This window comes from Bacillus sp. 1A, assembly GCF_052682215.1.
Genome location: NZ_JBQYLZ010000001.1, coordinates 2848852 through 2863891, shown reverse-complemented (window position 1 = coordinate 2863891; position 15040 = coordinate 2848852). Strand labels below are relative to the sequence as shown.

The window sequence follows — 15040 nt, the reverse complement described above, 5'->3', positions numbered from 1 at the left end:
AGCAGAGGAAGCACATTTCATCTAGTTAGCGGGGGAGAAAATTCATGGCATGGGAGATTTTTAGCATCATAGGCACAATCGCTTTCGCATTAAGCGGAGCCATTGTTGCAATGGAAGAGGATTATGATATTTTCGGGGTGTATATTTTAGGAATGGCAACCGCATTTGGGGGAGGTGCCCTTCGTAATTTATTAATCGGTTATCCGATTGTCGCGTTTTGGCAACAAGACATGTTATTCCAAATCGCACTACTATCAATGACGATTATTTTTCTTTTTCCTAATAAATTAATTAGACATTGGAAAAAGTGGGAAAATATCACTGATGCTATCGGCTTATCAGCATTCGCCGTACAAGGAGCATTATACGCTCAAAAATTAAATTTACCAATTAGCGCTACAATCGTAGCAGCTGTTTTAACTGGTATTGGCGGTGGCATCATCCGCGATCTTTTAGCCCGCAGAAAACCTCTCGTCCTTCGAGCTGAAGTATATGCCTTTTGGACGATTCTTGCAGGTTTCTTAATCGGTGCTCAAATTATTGTTAGCGATTGGGCTCTATATACCTTATTCATTTTAATTGTTTGCTTCCGCATGGTTTCTATTCATTACAAATGGCATTTACCGCATAGACGTATCGATACAAAAGAACGTTCAGTGCATAAATAGCAATCCAACCTCTTTACAGATTGTAAAGAGGTTTTTCTTTTCTAACGAGTTTTTCTTTACATAATGTTTATACTAATCCTCAAAGCGAGGTGAACACAAATGACAAACCACGTTAATAAAGGTGCTCAAAAAAGCTCAGTAGGTCAAATTGGACACGATTCTAATTCTGCACACGAAAAAAGCGCTAAAATGGAACGCTTCCATAAATCTTATCAAGAAAAAGCAAAAAAAGAGTAGCAGCACTTATACAAAAAACAGACGCACAGTTTACGTACTGTGCGTCTCCTCTTCAAGCATCAAATCACAACTTGATATCCCAATTAAATCATATTTATCATACGTATCCTCTTGCAACAACCGCATAGCCTGTGTACGAATCGATTTTTCAACAATATTCCGTACATATCTTCCATTACTAAACGATGTAATTTGCGATGAGTACTTTACAGCATGTAAATGATCTCTAAATTTCCATTCAGCCTCTTTCGATAACTGGTATTCACGTTCTTCATACATCCTCTTCCCAATTTCCAACAGTTGATTTACTGAGTAATCAGAAAATTCAATTATAAATGGAAAACGTGATTGCAGTCCTGGATTTAATGAAAGAAAGTGATTCATCTCTCTTGAATAACCGGCTAAAATCAATACAAAACCGTGTTGTTTATCTTCCATATGTTTTACGAGCGTATCAATTGCTTCTTTCCCAAAATCTTTTTCTCCCCCTCGAGCTAATGAATACGCCTCATCAATAAACAAAATACCTCCCATTGCTTTTTTTATTAAATCTCTTGTTTTCTGAGCTGTATGACCGATGTACTCTCCTACAAGATCAGCTCGTTCAGCTTCAACTAAATGCCCTTTTGATAGAATATTCATCTCAAACAACAATTTCCCTATCATTCTAGCAACAGTTGTCTTCCCTGTACCTGGATTCCCTTTAAACAACATATGGAGTACTTGCTTCTCAGATTTCAACCCTATTTCTTGTCTTTTTTTATTCACATAAATCCAAGCATATATTTCTTTTATTATCTTTTTTATATCATCCATCCCAACAAGCTTTCCCATCTCTTCTTCAATTCTTTGCAACATCTCATGTTTCGTAGTAGTTTCACTTGAAATCACTGTTTTATTTTCTGCGGCCGGTAAAGAAATTTTCTTTCGATGATTTAACACAATGTTAATTTGATTATTATTTTTCTTTCGCATCGATTGTTCCATACAATCACCTCATTTTATCCCGCATGAACAGGCAGTAAGACTCCCACCTCAAAATTCAGCAAATGCTAGGAAGTTAGCCGGGAGATAACTGTCCGTAAATGCCCAATTGGTTCAACTAATAATCAGAGGGATGAACAAAATCCCCACTGATTAAAGTTTCACTTTATCCACTCACCAAATATTATTATTCCGGTCTCCCTTGCAAATGACTATTTTCAGAAAAGTTTGCTATAATATAAGAAATAATGAAGGTGGTGGGACTATGGAGACAACGGAATTCCATGATACAATACAAGCCTTTTCTATTTTTTTATTGAATAAAGGCCGAAAACCTTCAACCATTAAACGTTATGTTTATGACATTGAAGATTTCGGACATTGGTTAGAAAAAAACAAAAAGCTCCCTTCCAGTAATATATGGGCTACACTTTGTACAAAAGACTACGAAGATTACTTTTCCGACCTAAAAAAGAATCGACATTACTCAGAGAAAACGATGCACCGTGTATTTATTGTATTAAATAGAATGCATCATTTTCTAAACATCCCTAACCCATTAAAGAACATGGAAATTTCTATTCAACCAGACCGCACACTTCGTAACGAAGATTTCATTTCATCTGATGAAGAAAAAAGATTAAAACATATAATCACTTCATTAGAAGGACTTTCAGAAAAACAACGTCCTGTGCGCCCTTTATTAATGGATCGTAATGTTGCTATTTTAAACTTATTAATCGACTATGGATTATCCTTACAGGAACTTACAGCGTTAACTATGCATCACGTTCACTTTGAAACTAACACATTATCTATCCCAGAAACCGCAGGGGTAGAAAGAACAATTACATTAACTAACGAAGACAAAAAACAACTATATACTTATTACAAAAGCATCCCTGAACCCGTTCGTCCAAAATACCATAGTCATGACCCATTATTTATCGCATTTGATTTTAATCGTGGAACATACAGATGGGTATACGAAAATGATGCACCGAAGGGATTAACAGAAATCGCTATCCAAAAAATGATTCGCCTCGAAGTATCTAGAGCTAATTTACGCAAAGGAATCTCAGGACAACACTTTCGTAACACCTATATTTTAAACTTAATAAAAAAAGAAACTCCGGAGTCAGAAATTATAAAACTAGCTGGATTCAAATCAAAAGTTTCACTAAAACGATATTATAAATACGCAGAAAATAGAAAAAACGCCTTATCATAAGGCGTTTTTTCTATTTTTTCTTTAAACAAACGATTTTACTATGACCATTTAACTAATTTTTGCATCTACTATGATGAGTTTCGTTCCTATCCTCATTAGAAAGGAGAGATTTAATGTCTCATTATAACGACAGTCAGAACAAATTCTCCAAACCATGCTTTCCAGGTAGCGCTGGACGAATCCCAAATACCCCATCAATCCCAGTTACTAAGGCACAACTTAGAACATTCCGCGCAATTATTATCGATCTAACAAAAATAATCCCAAAACTTTTCGCAAATCCATCTCCTCAAAATATTGAAGATCTAATCGATACATTGAACCTACTAAGTAAATTTATTTGTTCACTAGACGCTACTTCCTCCCTGAAAGCACAAGGGCTAGCTATTATTAAAAACTTAATAACTATATTAAACAATCCAACCTTCGTAGCAAGCGCTGTATTTATCGAGCTTCAAAATCTAATTAATTATTTACTATACATTACAAAACTATTCCGAATCGACCCTTGCACACTTCAAGAGCTTCTTAAATTAATAGCAGCATTACAAACCGCTCTAGTTAATTCTGCTTCATTCATTCAAGGACCTACTGGGCCTACTGGGCCAGCAGGCGCTACCGGACCTCGAGGTAACACGGGCGCTACTGGTGCTACTGGTCCTCAAGGTAACACGGGCGCTACTGGTGCCACTGGTCCCCGAGGTAACACGGGCGCTACTGGCGCTACCGGTGCCACTGGTCCTCAAGGTAACACGGGTGCTACTGGTGCCACTGGTCCTCGAGGTAACACGGGCGCTACTGGTGCTACTGGCGCTACTGGCGCTACCGGTGCCACTGGTCCTCGAGGTAACACGGGCGCTACTGGTGCCACTGGTCCTCAAGGTAACACGGGCGCTACTGGTGCCACTGGTCCTCGAGGTAACACGGGCGCTACCGGTGCCACTGGTCCTCAAGGTAACACGGGCACTACTGGTGCCACTGGTCCTCAAGGTAACACGGGCGCTACTGGTCCTCAAGGCGTTCAAGGTAACACAGGTGCTACTGGTGCTACTGGACCTCAAGGCGTTCAAGGTAACACAGGGGCTACTGGTGCTACCGGTGCCACTGGTATAGGAGTTACCGGACCTACCGGACCTTCTGGTGGGCCTCCTGGACCTACTGGGCCTCAAGGACCTCAAGGTAACACAGGTGCTACCGGTGCCACTGGTCCTCAAGGTGCTCAAGGTAACACAGGTGCTACCGGTTCCACTGGACCTCAAGGTGCTCAAGGTAACACAGGTGCTACTGGTGCTACTGGACCTCAAGGTGCTCAAGGTAACACAGGTGCTACCGGACCTCAGGGCGTTCAAGGTAACACGGGTGCTACCGGTTCCACTGGACCTCAAGGTGCTCAAGGTAACACAGGTGCTACCGGTGCCACTGGACCTCAAGGTGCTCAAGGTAACACAGGTGCTACTGGACCTCAGGGTGTTCAAGGTAACACAGGTGCTACCGGACCTCAGGGCGTTCAAGGTAACACTGGCGCTACTGGACCTCAGGGTGTTCAAGGTAACACAGGCGCTACTGGTGCTACTGGACCTCAAGGTGCTCAAGGTAACACAGGTGCTACTGGTGCTACTGGACCTCAAGGTGCTCAAGGTAACACTGGCGCTACTGGTGCTACCGGACCTCAAGGCGTTCAAGGTAACACTGGCGCTACTGGACCTCAGGGTGTTCAAGGTAACACTGGCGCTACTGGTGCTACTGGACCTCAAGGTGCTCAAGGTAACACAGGTGCTACTGGTGCTACTGGACCTCAAGGTGCTCAAGGTAACACTGGCGCTACTGGTGCTACCGGACCTCAAGGCGTTCAAGGTAACACTGGCGCTACTGGACCTCAGGGTGTTCAAGGTAACACTGGCGCTACTGGTGCTACTGGACCTCAAGGTGCTCAAGGTAACACAGGTGCTACTGGTGCTACTGGACCTCAGGGCGTTCAAGGTAACACAGGTGCTACTGGTCCTCAAGGTGTTCAAGGTAACACAGGTGCTACTGGGCCTCAAGGCGTTCAAGGTAACACGGGCGCTACTGGGCCTCAAGGCGTTCAAGGTAACACGGGTGCTACTGGACCTCAGGGCGTTCAAGGTAACACGGGTGCTACTGGGGCTACTGGTGCTACTGGTGCTACTGGACCTCAAGGTGCTCAAGGTAACACGGGTGCTACTGGGGCTACTGGACCTCAGGGCGTTCAAGGTAACACGGGTGCTACTGGACCTCAAGGTGCTCAAGGTAACACAGGTGCTACTGGTGCTACTGGACCTCAGGGCGTTCAAGGTAACACAGGTGCTACTGGGCCTCAAGGTGTTCAAGGTAACACAGGTGCTACTGGGCCTCAAGGCGTTCAAGGTAACACGGGCGCTACTGGGCCTCAAGGCGTTCAAGGTAACACGGGTGCTACTGGACCTCAAGGTGTTCAAGGTAACACAGGTGCTACTGGACCTCAGGGCGTTCAAGGTAACACGGGTGCTACTGGTGCTACTGGGGCTACTGGGGCTACTGGACCTCAAGGTGCTCAAGGTAACACGGGTGCTACTGGGGCTACTGGACCTCAGGGCGTTCAAGGTAACACTGGCGCTACTGGGCCTCAAGGCGTTCAAGGTAACACAGGTGCTACTGGTCCTCAAGGTGTTCAAGGTAACACAGGTGCTACTGGGCCTCAAGGCGTTCAAGGTAACACGGGCGCTACTGGACCTCAAGGCGTTCAAGGTAACACGGGTGCTACTGGACCTCAAGGTGTTCAAGGTAACACAGGTGCTACTGGACCTCAGGGCGTTCAAGGTAACACGGGTGCTACTGGTGCTACTGGTGCTACTGGACCTCAAGGTGCTCAAGGTAACACGGGTGCTACTGGACCTCAGGGCGTTCAAGGTAACACGGGTGCTACTGGGGCTACTGGACCTCAAGGTGCTCAAGGTAACACGGGTGCTACTGGGGCTACTGGACCTCAAGGTGTTCAAGGTAACACGGGTGCTACTGGACCTCAAGGCGTTCAAGGTAACACGGGTGCTACCGGACCTCAAGGCGTTCAAGGTAACACAGGTGCTACCGGACCTCAGGGCGTTCAAGGTAACACGGGTGCTACCGGACCTCAAGGCGTTCAAGGTAACACGGGTGCTACTGGTGCTACCGGACCTCAAGGCGCTCAAGGTAACACAGGCGCTACTGGACCTCAAGGCGTTCAAGGTAACACTGGCGCTACTGGACCTCAAGGCGTTCAAGGTAACACTGGCGCTACTGGGGCTACTGGACCTCAAGGTGTTCAAGGTAACACGGGTGCTACTGGACCTCAAGGCGTTCAAGGACCAACAGGTGCTACCGGCGCCACTGGTATAGGAGCTACTGGACCTACTGGACCTTCTGGTGGACCTACTGGACCAACCGGGCCTACTGGACCTAGCTTCCCTGTAGCAACAATTGTTGTAACAAACAACATTCAACAAACAGTACTCCAATTTAACAACTTCATTTTTAATACTGCAATTAACGTAAACAACATTATCTTCAATGGCACAGATACAGTTACTGTTATCAACGCTGGTATTTATGTCATTAGCGTATCCATCTCTACAACTGCACCAGGATGTGCCCCACTTGGAGTAGGAATTTCAATAAATGGAGCAGTCGCAACTGACAACTTCTCTTCAAATCTAATAGGCGACTCACTTTCATTCACTACGATCGAAACATTAGCTGCCGGCGCAAACATTTCCGTCAAACCTACCCTTAGCGAAATTACAATTCCTGAAACAGGAAACACTAACATTCGCCTTACTGTATTTAGAATCGCTTAAATTTCACTATGTATCGTTTAAGGCAAATAAAAAAAGAGCGAGAAATTGAACTGCACCCCAATTGTTAGACACAGTCTAACAATTGGAGGTGCAGTTTTTCTATGGCTAAATTTACAGCTGATGAAAAAATACAAATCGTTCTACGTTATTTGAACGGAAATGAAAGTTATCGAGAAATGGGTAGATCGCTCGGTATAAGTGACACAATCATTTTGAATTGGGTAAACCAATATAAACAGAATGGTGTGGAAGCTTTTCTAAAACGATGTACAAATTACACACAACAATTTAAACTAGACGTACTAAACTTTATGATTGAAAACGGTATGTCCTTATTTGAGACGGCAGCTATCTTTAATATTCCTGCCCCTTCAACGATTTCTGTTTGGAAAAAACAACTGGAAACACAAGGAATTGATGCCCTTCAATCTAAGAAAAAGGGGCGTTTATCCATGAAAAAAGATTCAAATAAACAATTAAAACAAGCTTTAGCTGAAGGGTCAGCCGAAGCACTTGAAGCACGTATTAAACAGCTTGAAATGGAAAATGAGTACTTAAAAAAGTTGAATGCCTTAGTTCAAAACAAGGAAAAATCACAAAACAAGATAAAGCGCAAGTAGTCTATGAATTAAGGCATAAATATTTGGTGAAGGCACTCGTGGAGCTAGCTGGTATTCCACGAAGCACGTATTATGATTTAGTAAAAAAAATGAATCGCCCAGATGTAGACGCCGATTTGAAAGCTGAGATTAAAGCGATTTATGAGGAGAATGAAGGTCGTTATGGTTACCGTCGCATTCGTGATGAATTAACGAATCGTGGTCAGAAAGTGAATCACAAGAAGGTGCAACGCATTATGAAAGAGCTTGGCTTAAAGTGCGTTGTGCGCATGAAGAAATATAAATCTTATAAGGGGAAAGTCGGTAAAATTGCACCCAATATTTTAGAGCGTAATTTTTATGCAGATGCACCGAATCAAAAATGGGTAACAGACATCACAGAGTTTAAATTGTTTGGAGAAAAACTGTATGTATCACCTGTATTAGATTTGTATAATGGTGAAATTATTACCTATACAATTAGTTCTAGACCGACGTATTCGCTTGTTTCAGAGATGTTAGAGAAAGCATTAGAACGTTTACCTGAAAACCACCAGCTATTGATGCATTCGGATCAAGGATGGCATTATCAAATGAGACAGTACGTCCGTACACTTGAATCAAGAGCTATCGTACAGAGTATGTCTCGAAAAGGAAACTGTTACGACAACGCAGTAATAGAGAATTTCTTTGGGATTATGAAGTCGGAGTTCCTCTATATAAAAGAATTTGAATGTATTGAGCATTTTAAAATAGAATTAGAAAAATATATAGATTATTATAATACGAAACGGATTAAGGCAAAATTAAAAATGAGTCCGGTACAATACCGAACTCACTTTTATCAAGCTGCCTAATGAAATAACCGTGTCTAACTTTTAGGGGTCACTTCAAATCCGCTCTTTTTTTGTTATGTACAATAATTCATTACTACTCTAATTCAATTGAAACATTTTTTTGTGGTACAAATGTAGAAATTGCATGTTTATAAATAAGCTGTTGCTTACCCTCTGTTTCCAGTAGGACTGTAAAATTATCAAATCCTTTAATTAATCCACGAAGCTGGAAACCATTTAATAAGTACAGCGTAACAAACGTATTTTCTTTACGGAGTTGATTTAAAAACTGATCTTGAATATTGATTGATTGCTTCATGTCGAATCCTCCTCTTTTTCTCTACTTACTATTATTCGACTTTAGTTGTAACTTTCCTTCTATGTATCGTAAAATTTCTGACGTTTTTTCACCGCCTGTAACATCAAACCACGTGACATCCATCTTATTACGGAACCACGTTAATTGACGCTTTGCATAACGACGTGAATTCGTCTTTAATTGTGATACCGCTTCTTCTAAAGAGACACGATCCTCAAAATAATCATATATCTCTTTATACCCAATCGCTTGAATAGATTGACAATCTCTTATCTCACGATTATACAGCCCTTTTACTTCCTCTAATAAACCTTGTTCCATCATTAAATCTACTCGTAAGTTAATGCGATCGTATAGCATTTCTCGATCCATTGTCAAGCCAATTAGTGAAACATCATATAATAACTCGTTTTCTTGTTTTTCGAGTTGTTCACTCATTTTTTCACCCGTCGTGTGGAAAATTTCTAACGCTCTAATGACACGACGTACATTATTTGCATGAATACGCTCAGCACTTTCTGGGTCTACTTCTTGTAATTTCTTATGTACATATTCCACACCACGTTCTAATGCTAACTTTTCCATTTGTTCTCGGTATATAGCATCGCCAGCATCATCCGTAAACTGATAATCGAATAAAACAGATTGTATATACAGACCAGTTCCACCAACGATAATTGGCAATTTACCACGCTCTGCAATCTCTCGAATATGCTTACGAACACGTTCTTGAAATTCGGCAACAGAAAATGATTCTTCCGGATTTTTTATATCGACCATATAATGCGGAATTCCATCCATCTCTTCTTTTGTCACCTTTGCAGTTCCAATATCCATCGTACGATAAATCTGCATGGAATCTCCACTTATAATTTCACCATTCAACGCTTTGGCAAGATCAATACTTAACTTCGTCTTTCCAACAGCAGTTGGTCCAATGATGACAGCAACTTTTTCACGTTGCACTTCTCCCATATCATTCAACTCTCTTTATGTAATGTACTCCATCTATTGATTATATCCAATCTTACCAATTTTAACGGCATGATTGCAAGTTCTTTCATTCCGGTACATGAAATTACAAATAAAAAAGAACATAGTTTGTCCAATTCCGCATATACATGATTAAAAATACCTTCGAGAGGATGAGTTGACTATGAAACAATCCACCATCAATTTTTCATCTTTAACAAAAGACCTTATTTTAGCTACTGCTACAAAAGAACAAAATTGTTCACAAGAAGAATTATATTTCGCCTTAAATTGTTTGCTACGTTCTTTTCATTCTACTCTCCAAGAAACAACATTACATCCAGAAAATAAAAATACAGAGTATATACAAAATCAATTTTGCAGTGCCTATAAAATTATTACAGGTAAAACTATTTATCCTTTTCAATAACCCATAAAAGGCGGTTGCTTACATACTTTCAAGCAACCGCCTTTTATATTAATACATATACACTATTTGATCACTTTCACTTTTACAGATTTGCGCCCCCAGCTATCGGCACTACCATCTGAACCGACTAATACATCAATACGATTTCCTTTAATCGCACCACCAGTATCTCCAGCAATTGCTTCTCCATATCCTTCTACCCATACTTTTGATCCAAGCGGAATTACTTTAGGATCAACAGCAATTACTTTCATATTCGGATTTGCTGTTAAGTCATGCCCCATTGCAGTTAATACACGACCACCATACGTACCATTCTCACTTGGATGCGCTGTATACGCTGTCGCTTCTACTGTTATTTCACGTCCACCAGCAGGTGCACTTGTTTCAGTAGATTTCATAACTTGTTTCGTAGTTGACTGCTGTTTTGCCACAGGTTTACTTGATTCTACATTTTTAACAGACTCTTTGCTCTTAACTACTTTATTATTTTTAACCGGCGTATTTACTCTTACTGGCGCCTCTTCTTGCGTTACAACTTCTTTCTTTTCAATTACAGGTGCCGTCCCTGTTAAAAATGGCATGTGAACATATCCCGTTTTTCCATTATAGTCAAATTGTAACCATTCATTTTGAACTTGATTTGTCGTTTCAATTACATCACCTTTATTCAGCTTACCAAGAATTTCAGAGTCAGTATTCGCTCCAGCACGAACATTTAACACGCCCGGCGTTACATAATATGTACTTTTTGTAAATTCAGCACTTACAAACGCTTCTTTACCATTTAATTTAATTTTTGCCCATCCGTTTTCTGTATTTATAACATCTAATTTATTTCCACTTAACATTTTACCTACAAGCTTTGACTCTACAGTTGGGTTTTCTCTAACATTTAATACGTCTGTTGTTACAATCGTTTCTGCTTTCGCAGAACCTGCAAAAATCCCAAGACCAAAAACTGCCGCCGTTGCTATACCTAATAATTTTTTCATGAATAGCCTCCATTTGCTTTGTTTTCGTATTTTCATTATAGCAACAGATTTTTAGGATTTTTAGAAATCACACAATTACAAACCATTCGTAATACACGATTAATGAGTTGTAACATAAATTTCCATATTAATGAATTCCATTTCTAATAGAATTTCCAATAGTTTTCATATATTTTCCACATACTAGCCCAAAATTTTTTTCCAGAAAAAATTACAGTATTACTTTTTTGTTACAAAAAAAACATATTTCATTACATCTTTTACCAAAATTCATCATTCTCCAATTATTAATCTCCTTTTTTGTAATAAAAAAGAGCAGCTAATAAAAGCTACTCCTTTTTCATGTGTTATTTAACTTTCTTTTTCCAAATCCCCATCATAAGAGCTGAAATAACTGTCCCTATGAATATCGAGAAAATATATAACACCGGTTTATTTACTAATGCGATAACAAACAATCCACCATGCGGTGCTGGTAATGTAATTTGGAATAACATAGATAATGCACCCGCAATACTTGAACCAACAACACAACTTACTATTACTCGAATCGGATCTGCAGCTGCAAATGGAATCGCACCTTCTGTAATAAACGATGCTCCCATAATATAATTTGTTAAACCAGATTTACGTTCTGCTTCAGTAAATTTTGATTTAAAGAAAGTAGTTGCGAATGCAATCGCTAATGGTGGTACCATACCACCGGCCATAACAGCAGAGTGCACGCCAAAGTTCTGCGCTTCTATTGCAGCAATACCAAATGTAAATGCAGCTTTATTAATTGGACCACCCATATCAATTGCCATCATACCACCTAATATAAGACCTAGTAATATAGCATTTGTACCGTTCAAACCATTTAACCATCCTGTTAACATTTCATTCAATGCTACTACAGGCGGAATTACTACTTTTTGCATAACAACTCCTGTAATCAACAATCCAAAGACCGGATATAACAATACAGGTTTAATTCCTTCTAACTGTGCTGGTAATCCTGAAAACAATTTTTTCAATCCTAAAACAACATACCCAGCTAAGAAACCAGCAATTAATCCCCCTAAAAATCCAGCATTCGCATGTGCAGCTAAAAATCCACCTACAACACCAGGCATGAAACCAGGGCGATCAGCAATAGAACTTGCAATAAATCCAGCTAAAATTGGTACGAGGAATAAAAACGCACCTGTTTTGCCTCCACCAATAGACATTAACAATTCAGCCAATGGTCCTTCTGCTTTTATGCCACCAATCCAAAATGCTAGTGCAATTAAAATTCCTCCACCAACAACGAATGGAAGCATATTACTTACACCGTTCATTAAGTGCTTATAAATTCCTAACCCTTTTTCTTTCTCTGTACTTTCTGTCTTCTCATCTTCCTTTATTCCTTTAAAGATTGGCGCGTCTTGTTTTACAGCTCGGTTAAGAAGCGCTTCCGTTTTTCTAATCCCATCAGCGACTGGCACTTGAATGACATGTTTCTCAGCAAAACGGTTCATTTCTACTTGTTTATCTGCGGCAACGATAATAGCTGTTGCTCGTTCAATGTCCTCTTTCGTTAAAGCGTTTTTTATACCTGTTGATCCATTCGTTTCAACTTTAATCGCTATTCCTAGCTCTGCTGCTTTTGCTTTCAAGCTATCCGCAGCCATATAAGTGTGAGCGATTCCAGTTGGACAAGCCGTAACTGCTAATACGTACGGTTCATTTCCTTGTGGTTTTGCAACCTCAATGTCTTCTTCTTCTTTTTCATTCTCTTTTTCATCAAATAAACGAAGAAGTTCCTCTTCATCCTTTGCTTCTAACAATTGCTTACGAAATCCTTCATCCATTAATAATGTAGATAGGCGCGATAACGTTTCTAAATGAGTATTATTCGCCCCTTCGCTCGCAGCAATCATAAAGAATAAATGTGCAGGCTGCCCATCAAGCGATTCATAGTTGATACCGCTTACACTTCTACCAAAACAAATCGCTGGTTGCTTAACAGCTTTTGTTTTCGCATGAGGTATTGCAATCCCTTCCCCTATTCCAGTCGTACTTTGTGACTCCCGCTTTAAAATAGCTTCTTTAAATTCCACTTTACTATTTAAACGATTTGCTCCGTCTAATTTCTCAACTAATTCATCTATGACAGCTTCTTTATTTGAAGCTGTCAAGTTCATAATAACTGTATCCCTTTTTAATAGTTCTGTAATTTTCATATGTTACTTCCCCCTATCGCTTAGTTACAATTACTTGCGACAATAATTCTTCTACTTTTTCTTTTTCACATAAATCAGCTGAAAATGCCGTTGCACTCCCTGTTGCAACGCCATATTGAAATGCCTTTTCAATATCTTTTGTCTGTTCATATTTACCTACAAATCCTGCAACGAGAGAATCTCCGGCCCCGACCGAATTAATTACAACACCTTTTGGAACAGTTGCTTCATATATACCTTCTGCCGTAAATAATAAAGCCCCATCTCCAGCCATTGATACGATAACGTGCTCTACACCTTGTTCAACTAATTTTCTTCCAAACGGTAAAACATCTTCTACTGTTGAAATCTCTACTCCGAATAACTCACCAAGTTCATGATGATTAGGCTTTATTAAAAATGGTTTATTTTTAATTACATGCTGCAGCGCACTTCCACTTGCATCGACTACTACGCGAATACCTTTCTCAGCTCCGAGCGCTGCGATTGATTCATAAAAAGTAGTTGAGATAGACGCCGGTACACTTCCAGCTAGTACAACACAATCTCCCTGCCTCATACTTTCAATTTGTTTCATTAATTGTTCAAATTGCCCATTTGTCACACTAGGACCTTGTCCATTTAATTCTGTCTCTTCTTGCCCTTTTATTTTCACATTAATTCGGGAATCACCGTCTACTTGGACGAAGTTTGTTGTTACACCTTCCGCCTGTAATACATCTTTAATAAATCGACCGGTAAATCCACCAGTAAATCCAAGCGCTACATTTTCAACACCTAAACGATGAAGAACACGAGAAACGTTAATGCCTTTCCCTCCAGGAAATTTCATATCTTTCTCTGCTCGATTTACTGCGCCTAAATCGAAGGAATTAACTTGTACTACATAATCAATAGATGGGTTTAAAGTAACTGTATAGATCATTGTTTATCAGCCTCAATTACATTGGTTTGTCTTTTATATTTTTCTAAATCAATTTCTAAATGGTTTGTAATAATATTTGCTTCTTCAACATTGGCAATTTTCGCAAACGCAACTTCTGAAAACTTACTTTCATCAATTAAGAAATATCCTTCGTTCGCAAATGTTAATGCCATTTGTTTTAAAAGTGCCTCTTCTGGATCTGGAGTTGTAAAACCAAGCTGTTCATGCACACCATTTGCTCCTAAAAAACATTTATCAAAACGGTACTTCTGCATGCTTTCCTGTGCCATAGCACCAATTAAAGCTTTCGTCCTACTTTTCATCATTCCGCCTAGTAAATACGCACGAATATTATTTTCAACTAAAGCTTCAATATGCATAAGTCCATTCGTAACGACAGTAACATCTTTATTTATTAAAAATGGGATCATTTCAAATGTTGTACTTCCTGCATCTAAATAAATGCAATCACCTTGTTCAACAATGCTAGCCGCATAGTTAGCAATTTGTTGTTTTATTTGAATGTTTTTGGATGATTTTTCAACCATCGTTGGCTCTTGTCCTTTTCCTGTTAAAACAGCAGCACCACCATGAACTCTTTTTAATAACCTTTGCTTTTCCAATTGCGCTAAATCACGACGAATTGTTGATTCAGAGCTTTCTGTTCTTTCCACTAATTGCTGTAATTTAACAACCTTCTGCTCTTTTACAAGTTGCAATATCATTTGATGACGTTCAGGAGTTAACATTTTATTCACCTCTTCTTTGATTACAGTATAATGAAAACGATCACAAAAATCAACCATA

At 39.9% G+C, this 15040-nt stretch carries 13 protein-coding genes; 6 read left to right on the top strand and 7 right to left on the bottom strand.

Annotated elements, in window-relative coordinates; translation table 11 throughout:
- Positions 1–44: 44 nt before the first annotated feature.
- Together ACUN0F_RS14565 and ACUN0F_RS14560 are read left to right on the top strand one after the other, a co-directional pair.
- Positions 45–668: a trimeric intracellular cation channel family protein gene (locus ACUN0F_RS14565; RefSeq protein ID WP_000312271.1), complete on the top strand. Its 624-nt coding sequence runs from the start codon at positions 45–47 to the stop codon at positions 666–668.
- Between the two features lie 99 nt (positions 669–767).
- On the top strand, positions 768–905 hold the full coding sequence (locus tag ACUN0F_RS14560; RefSeq protein ID WP_000181498.1) for a hypothetical protein: 138 nt from the start codon (positions 768–770) through the stop codon (positions 903–905).
- 30 nt (positions 906–935) lie between these two features.
- On the opposite strand, the gene spoVK is transcribed toward ACUN0F_RS14560, so the two are convergent.
- A complete protein-coding gene (spoVK, locus tag ACUN0F_RS14555; protein ID WP_000438186.1) occupies positions 936–1892 on the bottom strand; it encodes a stage V sporulation protein K in 957 nt (318 codons plus the stop codon).
- Between the two features lie 262 nt (positions 1893–2154).
- Between spoVK and ACUN0F_RS14550 the strand changes: the two genes are divergently transcribed.
- The 3 genes from ACUN0F_RS14550 to ACUN0F_RS14540 all read left to right on the top strand — a co-directional run bounded on the left by ACUN0F_RS14550 (position 2155) and on the right by ACUN0F_RS14540 (position 8406).
- Positions 2155–3120, top strand: coding sequence for a tyrosine-type recombinase/integrase (locus ACUN0F_RS14550; RefSeq protein ID WP_264462763.1), 966 nt, complete (start codon positions 2155–2157; stop codon positions 3118–3120).
- A gap of 113 nt (positions 3121–3233) precedes the next feature.
- A complete protein-coding gene (locus ACUN0F_RS14545; protein WP_445539590.1) occupies positions 3234–6950 on the top strand; it encodes a Gly-Xaa-Xaa repeat protein in 3717 nt (1238 codons plus the stop codon).
- Positions 6951–7051: 101 nt separating this feature from the next.
- Positions 7052–8406, top strand: a protein-coding gene (locus ACUN0F_RS14540; protein WP_445539589.1) for an IS3 family transposase whose coding sequence is annotated in 2 segments (ribosomal slippage) — positions 7052–7505 and positions 7505–8406 — 1356 coding nt in all. Because the reading frame shifts where the segments join, the coding sequence is not laid out codon by codon here.
- Positions 8407–8479: 73 nt separating this feature from the next.
- Here the strand turns inward: ACUN0F_RS14540 and hfq are convergent.
- Both hfq and miaA read right to left on the bottom strand, forming a co-directional pair.
- Positions 8480–8704 (bottom strand): RNA chaperone Hfq, encoded by a 225-nt coding sequence (gene hfq / locus ACUN0F_RS14535; RefSeq protein WP_000813896.1) that lies wholly within the window; start codon positions 8702–8704, stop codon positions 8480–8482.
- Between the two features lie 21 nt (positions 8705–8725).
- Positions 8726–9679 (bottom strand): tRNA (adenosine(37)-N6)-dimethylallyltransferase MiaA, encoded by a 954-nt coding sequence (gene miaA / locus ACUN0F_RS14530; protein ID WP_264463203.1) that lies wholly within the window; start codon positions 9677–9679, stop codon positions 8726–8728.
- Between the two features lie 181 nt (positions 9680–9860).
- On the opposite strand from miaA, the gene ACUN0F_RS14525 reads away from it, so the two are divergent.
- Positions 9861–10106 (top strand): hypothetical protein, encoded by a 246-nt coding sequence (locus tag ACUN0F_RS14525; RefSeq protein ID WP_000814419.1) that lies wholly within the window; start codon positions 9861–9863, stop codon positions 10104–10106.
- Between the two features lie 62 nt (positions 10107–10168).
- Here the strand turns inward: ACUN0F_RS14525 and entD are convergent, their stop codons facing one another.
- From entD to ACUN0F_RS14505, 4 genes are all read right to left on the bottom strand, one after another.
- Positions 10169–11101, bottom strand: coding sequence for a cell wall-binding protein EntD (gene entD, locus ACUN0F_RS14520; protein WP_000734619.1), 933 nt, complete (start codon positions 11099–11101; stop codon positions 10169–10171).
- A gap of 347 nt (positions 11102–11448) precedes the next feature.
- On the bottom strand, positions 11449–13308 hold the full coding sequence (locus ACUN0F_RS14515; protein ID WP_264463202.1) for a PTS fructose transporter subunit IIABC: 1860 nt from the start codon (positions 13306–13308) through the stop codon (positions 11449–11451).
- A gap of 13 nt (positions 13309–13321) precedes the next feature.
- Positions 13322–14233 carry a 1-phosphofructokinase gene (gene pfkB / locus ACUN0F_RS14510; protein ID WP_445539588.1) on the bottom strand — a complete coding sequence of 304 codons (912 nt, stop codon included), beginning with the start codon at positions 14231–14233 and terminating at the stop codon, positions 13322–13324.
- Positions 14230–14982: a DeoR/GlpR family DNA-binding transcription regulator gene (locus tag ACUN0F_RS14505; RefSeq protein ID WP_000957284.1), complete on the bottom strand. Its 753-nt coding sequence runs from the start codon at positions 14980–14982 to the stop codon at positions 14230–14232. The genes pfkB and ACUN0F_RS14505 overlap by 4 nt, the downstream gene beginning before the upstream one ends.
- Positions 14983–15040 lie beyond the last annotated feature (58 nt).

Excerpts from the sequence above, each read along its gene's own strand:
- ACUN0F_RS14565 (WP_000312271.1), top strand. The coding sequence starts at position 45 with ATGGCATGGGAGATTTTTAGCATCATAGGCACAATCGCTTTCGCATTA.
- ACUN0F_RS14560 (WP_000181498.1), top strand. The coding sequence starts at position 768 with ATGACAAACCACGTTAATAAAGGTGCTCAAAAAAGCTCAGTAGGTCAA.
- spoVK (WP_000438186.1), bottom strand. The coding sequence starts at position 1,892 with ATGGAACAATCGATGCGAAAGAAAAATAATAATCAAATTAACATTGTG.
- ACUN0F_RS14550 (WP_264462763.1), top strand. The coding sequence starts at position 2,155 with ATGGAGACAACGGAATTCCATGATACAATACAAGCCTTTTCTATTTTT.
- ACUN0F_RS14545 (WP_445539590.1), top strand. The coding sequence starts at position 3,234 with ATGTCTCATTATAACGACAGTCAGAACAAATTCTCCAAACCATGCTTT.
- hfq (WP_000813896.1), bottom strand. The coding sequence starts at position 8,704 with ATGAAGCAATCAATCAATATTCAAGATCAGTTTTTAAATCAACTCCGT.
- miaA (WP_264463203.1), bottom strand. The coding sequence starts at position 9,679 with ATGGGAGAAGTGCAACGTGAAAAAGTTGCTGTCATCATTGGACCAACT.
- ACUN0F_RS14525 (WP_000814419.1), top strand. The coding sequence starts at position 9,861 with ATGAAACAATCCACCATCAATTTTTCATCTTTAACAAAAGACCTTATT.
- entD (WP_000734619.1), bottom strand. The coding sequence starts at position 11,101 with ATGAAAAAATTATTAGGTATAGCAACGGCGGCAGTTTTTGGTCTTGGG.
- ACUN0F_RS14515 (WP_264463202.1), bottom strand. The coding sequence starts at position 13,308 with ATGAAAATTACAGAACTATTAAAAAGGGATACAGTTATTATGAACTTG.
- pfkB (WP_445539588.1), bottom strand. The coding sequence starts at position 14,233 with ATGATCTATACAGTTACTTTAAACCCATCTATTGATTATGTAGTACAA.
- ACUN0F_RS14505 (WP_000957284.1), bottom strand. The coding sequence starts at position 14,982 with ATGTTAACTCCTGAACGTCATCAAATGATATTGCAACTTGTAAAAGAG.